The sequence below is a fragment of the Chitinimonas sp. genome, from assembly GCF_041904975.1.
Taxonomy (GTDB): Bacteria; Pseudomonadota; Gammaproteobacteria; order Burkholderiales; family Chitinimonadaceae; genus Chitinimonas.
In genome coordinates this window covers 1-6,534 of sequence record NZ_JAYRLZ010000239.1, presented here as the reverse complement: position 1 = coordinate 6,534, position 6,534 = coordinate 1, and the positions used below count along the sequence as shown (strand labels likewise).

The window sequence follows — 6,534 nt, the reverse complement described above, 5'->3', positions numbered from 1 at the left end:
GTGTGGCGCTCCAATATCCTGGGCAGCTCGGGCAAGGGCCACGAGTACTTCTTGAAGTACCTGCTGGGCACGCAGAACGCGCTGTTCGGTGACGAAGCCGATGCCATCAAGCCATCCGAAGTGAAGTTCCGCGAGCAGGCGGCTGAAGGCAAGCTGGACCTGTTGACGGTGCTGGACTTCCGCATGAGCACCACCTGCCTGTACGGCGATATCGTGCTACCGACCGCGACCTGGTACGAGAAGGATGACTTGAACACGTCCGACATGCACCCCTTCATCCACCCATTGTCGGAAGCCGTGCAACCCTTGTGGGAAAGCAAGACCGACTGGGAAATCTACAAGCTGTTGGCCAAGAAGTTCAGCGAGATCGGCGGCCCCTACCTCGGCACCCGCAAGGATCTGGTGCTGACCCCGCTGATGCACGACACCCCGGGCGAACTCGGTCAGCCGCTGGAGCCGAAGGACTGGAAGCACGGCGAGTGCGACCTGATTCCGGGCAAGACCGCGCCGAACATGACGGTAGTCGAGCGCAACTACAACGATGTTTACAAGAAGTTCACCTCGATCGGTCCGCTGCTCGATAAGTTGGGCAATGGCGGCAAGGGCATCAACTGGGATACCAAGCACGAAGTGCATGAGATTGCCGGGCTGACCAAGACCGTGACCGAACCGGGTGTCAGCCAAGGGCGGCCTCGGCTGGAAACGGCCATCGACGCGGCCGAGATGATTCTGACCTTCGCGCCGGAAACCAATGGCCATGTGTCGGTGAAGGCCTGGGACGCCCTGAGCAAGATTACCGGCCGCGACCATACCCATCTGGCAGTCGGCCGCGAGCACGACAAGATCCGCTTCCGCGATGTGCAGTCGCAGCCGCGCAAGATCATTTCGGCACCGACCTGGTCGGGTCTGGAGTCGGAAGAGGTCAGCTACAACGCCGGCTACACCAATGTGCACGAGCTGATTCCCTGGCGCACGCTGACTGGCCGCCAGCAGTTCTATCAGGATCACCGCTGGATGCTGGATTTCGGTGAAGGCTTCTGCGTGTACAAGCCGGCCATCGACACCAAGACCATCAAGCCGATGCTGGGCAAGAAGTCCAACGGCAACCACGAACTGGTGCTGAACTGGATCACGCCGCACCAGAAGTGGGGCATTCACAGTACCTACTCGGACAACCTGCGCATGCTGACGCTGTCGCGCGGTGGCCCGCACGTATGGGTGTCGGAAGTCGAGGCCAAAGAGGCCGGGCTGGTCGACAACGACTGGGTGGAAGTATTCAACGTCAACGGCACGCTGACTGCCCGCGTCGTGGTTAGCCAACGTGTACCGAAGGGCATGTGCCTGATGTACCACGCCCAAGAAAAGATCGTGAACGTGCCGGGGGCCGAAACCAGCGGCAAGCGCGGCGGTATTCACAACTCGGTCACGCGGACGGTGCTCAAGCCGACCCACATGATCGGTGGCTACGCCCAGCAGGCCTACGGCTTCAACTACTACGGCACCGTGGGCAGTAACCGCGATGAGTTCGTGGTGGTGCGCAAGATGAACAAGGTGGAGTGGCTGGAAGGGCCGCGTGCCGACGATGATCAGGCTGTAGAAGGAGTCGCCAAATGAAAATCCGCGCCCAAGTCGGCATGGTGCTGAACCTCGATAAGTGCATCGGGTGCCACACCTGTTCCGTTACCTGCAAAAACGTCTGGACCAGCCGCGATGGCGTCGAATACGCCTGGTTCAACAACGTCGAAACCAAGCCCGGCATTGGCTACCCCAAGGAATGGGAAAACCAGTCCAAATGGAACGGCGGCTGGGTCCGTCGTGCCGACGGCAAGCTCGAACCCAAGCAGGGCGGCAAGCTGAAGATTCTGGCCAGCCTGTTTGCCAACCCGAACCTGCCGGCCATTGACGATTACTACGAGCCGTTCACCTACGACTACGAGCATCTGCAAAAGGCGCCGCTAAGCCAGACCCCGCCGACTGCCCGCCCGGTATCGGTGATCACCGGCAAAAAGATGGACAAGATCGAATGGGGCCCGAACTGGGAGGACGACCTGGGTGGCGAATTCAGCTCGCGCGGCCGCGATGCCCTGTTCGAAGGCGTGCAGAAGGAGATGTACTCGACCTTCGAGAACACCTTCATGATGTACCTGCCGCGCCTGTGCGAACACTGCCTGAACCCGGCCTGCGTGGCTTCGTGCCCGTCCGGCTCGATCTACAAGCGTGAAGACGATGGCATCGTGCTGGTCGACCAGGACAAGTGCCGCGGCTGGCGCATGTGTATCTCGGGCTGCCCGTACAAGAAGATTTACTACAACTGGCAAAGCGGTAAGGCTGAGAAGTGCACCTTCTGCTTCCCGCGTATCGAAGCCGGCCAGCCGACCGTGTGTTCGGAAACCTGCGTAGGCCGCATCCGTTACCTGGGTGTGCTGCTATACGACGCCGACATGATCGAAGCGGCTGCCGCCACGGCCAACGAGCAGGATCTGTACGAAGCGCAGCTCAAGTGCTTCCTCGACCCGCACTCGCCGGCCGTGATTGCCGAAGCCCGCAAGCAGGGTATTCCGGAAAGCTGGCTGGAATCTGCCCGCAAGTCGCCAGTCTACAAGATGGCGATGGAATGGAAGGTGGCCTTCCCTCTGCACCCTGAATACCGCACCTTGCCGATGGTCTGGTATATCCCGCCGCTGTCGCCGATCCAGTCGGCGTTCGAGTCCGGCAAGATGCCGCATGCCACGGTGGGCGACAGCATCATCCCCGATGTGAAGTCGCTGCGTATTCCGGTGCGCTACCTGGCCAACCTCTTGACAGCCGGCAAGGAAAAGCCGGTGGTCGATGCGCTGGAGCGCCTGCTGGCCATGCGTGCCTACAAGCGCGGCGAAGTGGTGCACGGCAAGGGCGACGAAGCGCTGATCAAAAAGGTAGGTCTCGATGCCGCTACGGTCGAGGATATGTACCAGATCATGGCCATTGCCAACTACGAAGATCGCTTCGTGATCCCGACCAGCCACAAAGAAATGGTCGAGGACAGCTTCAATGAGAAGGGTAGTTGCGGCTTTACCTTCGGCAACGGCTGCTCGGGGGGGACTTCCGAGGGCTCGCTGTTCGGCAAGAAGCCGGAAGGTAGTGTGATTTTCGTGCACATGCCGAAGTCGCGGAAAGCGGAGAACGTTGAGTGAGAAGACGGAGGGCTGGGCTGGCGACGGTGAAGCCGTCGCTCAATCGGCAGCGCAGTATGCCCGGTATGGCGACTACGCCTGAGTGAGCCCACCCTCCACCCTCGCCGCCGCGGGGGAACCTCGCTAGCGCTCGTCAGCATATTGATCGAGCAGCCTTACAACTGATGGAGCTAATCATGACCACGCTATACCGCATTCTTTCCGCGCTGCTGAGCTACCCCAGCCAGGATTTACTCGATGCCCTGCCCGAGATCGACTTGGCCCTAGCCGGCGAGCCCGACGCCAGGGCGACCCTGAAGCCTTTGACTTCCTTCCTGGCTCAGCATGACCTGATCGCGCTGCAAGAAAACTATGTTGCGACCTTCGATCGCAATCCTTCGCATTCGCTGCACCTGTTTGAACACGTTCACGGTGAAAGCCGCGACCGTGGCCAAGCCATGGTGGACCTGCTGCAGGAATACCAGCGCCACGGCTTCGAGCCAGAAGAGGCCGAATTGCCCGACCACGTGCCGCTGTTTCTGGAGTACCTGAGCCTGATCGAACCTATTGATGCCGAGGCGCTGCTGGATGATGCCATCCATGTACTGGCCGCCATCGGTAGTCGGTTGGCGCGCAACGAAAGCCCCTATGCTGCCGTGTTTGTCGTGTTGCGGGGTCTCACCAAGGTCGAGCCGCGTGAGCAGACGGATCCGCCCGTGCGTGACATGGATGAAGCCATGGAAACCTTCGGTCCCGGCGCCGATGGCGTCGAACCCTTGCTCAAACCCCAAGTTGGCGGCACCCACACCGTTCAGTTCTACCCGCGCGCTGCTGCGCACTGACCCCCATTCAGGAGCCGTGACCATGAGCTACCTACATCAATTTCTGTTCGGCATTTATCCCTATATCGCTCTAGCGATCTTTCTCCTTGGTAGCCTGTCTCGCTTCGAGCGTGAGCAATACACATGGAAAAGCGACAGCTCGCAGATGCTTTACACTGGCAATTTGCGCCTGGGCAACAACCTGTTCCACCTGGGTGTGATCGGGCTGTTCTTTGGCCATCTGGGTGGCCTGCTTACTCCAGTATGGGTCTGGGATGCCCTAGGTGTGGCTCACAGCACCAAGCAGCTGATCGCCATGACCGCAGGCGGTATTTTTGGCAGCCTGGGCATGTTGGGGCTGTTGATCCTGCTACACCGTCGCCTTACCGAGCCGCGTATTGCCGCCGTCACCAAGAAGGGCGACAAGGTGCTGCTACTTTGGCTGCTGGTGACGCTGGGGCTGGGCCTTTCCACCATCGTTGAGTCAGCGAGCCATCTTGATGGCCATATGATGGTGCTGTTGATGACTTGGGCTCAGCACATTGTTACTTTCCGAGGCGATGCGGCTGACTATATCGTCGCTGCGCCATGGCTGTTCAAGGCCCATCTGTTTATGGGGCTGAGCTTGTTCGTGATCTTCCCGTTTACCCGCTTGGTGCATGTGTGGAGTGGTTTCGCCTCGATTGGCTACCTTGGGCGTGCATGGCAGTTGGTACGTCCACGCTGAGTTTCAGATAGACGACGCCAAATTATCGGGAATGGACAGCGCCATGATAAGAACCGCCTTGCTTAACGTTTTGTTGGCAGTCTGCGCTATCGGCACGGCGCTGGCTGCTCCGGTCACGCTGGATACGGTCAACCTGGCCGGACGCCAGCGTATGCTGGGGCAGCGCATCATCAAGAATCGGATCCAACTAGCCCTTCGGTTGTTGCCTGAACGCGCCGGCCAGCAGCAAGCGGAGTCGGTACAGGCATTCGAAACTGCGCTGCGCGAGCTGAAGTCTCAGGCGATCAGTCCGCTTGCACAACAACTTTTACGCGAGGAAGGCGAGGAATGGCAACGGTTTCTTCTCCTGCTGCCTGCAGCCAGCAATGCGGAAGCCTTACGACAACTGGACACCGAAGGCGAGAAATTGCTGGCTAGCTGCCAGGCCCTGGCTTTAGTTCTTCAAGACGAGGCTGGTAGCGATGCCGGCCGCAAAGTGAATCTCGCCGGACGCACCCGGATGCTGAGCCAACGCATGGCTAAGTACTATTTGCTGGGGAGAGTGGGAAAGCTCAGTAACAGTCAGCGCGATCAGGCGGAGCAAACCCGGGCGGAGTTGCAAGGCGCGATGAGCGGTCTGCTTGCCGGTGAGCTTGTGCCTACCGTACAGCGTGAGTTGGAACTGGGTCGCCAGCAGTGGTTCTTCTTCGATGCTGCATTGAATCAGACTAACGGAGACCCTGCCCATGTGGCGACCAGTAGCGAGAACCTTGTCGAGGTAATGGAAAAAGTCGCGAATCTATTGTCGCGGCGTTAAGTGTTTGGTCGATATTCAACAAATACGGCGAGGATTTGTGCAAATGCATGCTCACACCTCCGATTCTGGTAGCGATGAACTTGGCCGGGTCGTTATCTTGCGAGAGGGTATCAAAGCCGTAGCAGTACGCGCATTTCAAGTAAACGTACTGGGGCTAAATGCGATCTTGCTTGCCAAGCAATTTGGTGAAAGGGCGCGCGGCTTTGGCGTAATATCAAACGAACTGCGTGATTTCAGCAAGCAATTGCGTGATCAGATGGGCGGATTAACCGTCACCAGTTGTTTGCTGGTTGGGTTGGCTACCCGGCAGCTTAAGCTGCGGCGTCATCGTGCGCTATTGCAACAAGCAGCGCAAAATTCATTGCCGCACCTGATGCTGGTGTTCGCTGACAAGCAGCTTGCTGATCAGACCAGGGAGCTCGAATATGAAATTGCAGGAGCACACAATAAAATGACTGAGTATGTTGAAGCCGCTTATCAGTCATGCCTATTTGGGACAGTGATTGCACGCTCGGCCAAAATAGAAGCGGCGCATTCGGGTAGTGGCAATCCAGCTCTTGCTGTAGCATCCGAGGAATTTTCGCAGCATGTTGATTATATCTTGCCAAGCCTACAAGCACTGCGACGCGCATTGGAGACTGCTGTATGAAAAAGGCCACTGCAATTTTCGAGTCAGGCACACATCGTTGGTATGCCATTGCCCGTGACCCAGCAAGGCCTGAATATTTGATTGATACCAATGAATACTTACTTCGGCATGGCGAAGAAATGCTGCTGACCGACCCAGGTGGTATGGAAATATTTCCCGCAGTATTTGCAGCCGTGGCGGAGATAGGAAATCCCGAACTTATTCGAAAAATATTTGCATCACACCAAGATCCTGATGTTATTTCTTCGCTCGCCTTATGGTTAGCCTTCAATCCAGAGATTAGTTGTCATGTTAGTGGTCTTTGGAAGAGTTTCATTCCGCACTTTGGTGGCAATGAGCATACTTTGTCAGCCATTCCCGATGATGGGGCAATAATAACGGTCGGGCAC

General features: G+C 57.8%; 6 protein-coding genes and 1 pseudogene. All 7 read left to right on the top strand.

The genetic code is table 11. The annotated features are described in order from the left end of the window. Window positions 1-1,614, top strand: a 1,614-nt coding sequence (locus ACE3OH_RS17685) for a molybdopterin dinucleotide binding domain-containing protein (RefSeq protein ID WP_374356158.1), incomplete at its 5' end; no start/stop codon positions are given. Next, complete coding sequence (gene narH / locus ACE3OH_RS17680) at window positions 1,611-3,173, top strand: nitrate reductase subunit beta (protein ID WP_374356153.1); 1,563 nt, start codon at window positions 1,611-1,613, stop codon at window positions 3,171-3,173. The genes ACE3OH_RS17685 and narH, both read left to right, overlap by 4 nt. A gap of 176 nt (window positions 3,174-3,349) precedes the next feature. Further along, window positions 3,350-3,994: a nitrate reductase molybdenum cofactor assembly chaperone gene (narJ, locus tag ACE3OH_RS17675; RefSeq protein ID WP_374356150.1), complete on the top strand. Its 645-nt coding sequence runs from the start codon at window positions 3,350-3,352 to the stop codon at window positions 3,992-3,994. 22 nt (window positions 3,995-4,016) lie between these two features. After that, window positions 4,017-4,700 carry a respiratory nitrate reductase subunit gamma gene (gene narI, locus ACE3OH_RS17670; protein ID WP_374356147.1) on the top strand — a complete coding sequence of 228 codons (684 nt, stop codon included), beginning with the start codon at window positions 4,017-4,019 and terminating at the stop codon, window positions 4,698-4,700. Between the two features lie 43 nt (window positions 4,701-4,743). After that, window positions 4,744-5,496 (top strand): type IV pili methyl-accepting chemotaxis transducer N-terminal domain-containing protein, encoded by a 753-nt coding sequence (locus ACE3OH_RS17665; RefSeq protein ID WP_374356144.1) that lies wholly within the window; start codon window positions 4,744-4,746, stop codon window positions 5,494-5,496. Window positions 5,497-5,539: 43 nt separating this feature from the next. Further along, the gene (locus tag ACE3OH_RS17660) at window positions 5,540-6,145 is read left to right on the top strand and encodes a hypothetical protein (protein ID WP_374356141.1); all 606 of its coding nucleotides are present in this window, start codon (window positions 5,540-5,542) and stop codon (window positions 6,143-6,145) included. Beyond that, window positions 6,142-6,534, top strand: a pseudogene (locus ACE3OH_RS17655) (MBL fold metallo-hydrolase); the annotation flags it as partial. The gene ACE3OH_RS17660 and the pseudogene ACE3OH_RS17655, both read left to right, overlap by 4 nt.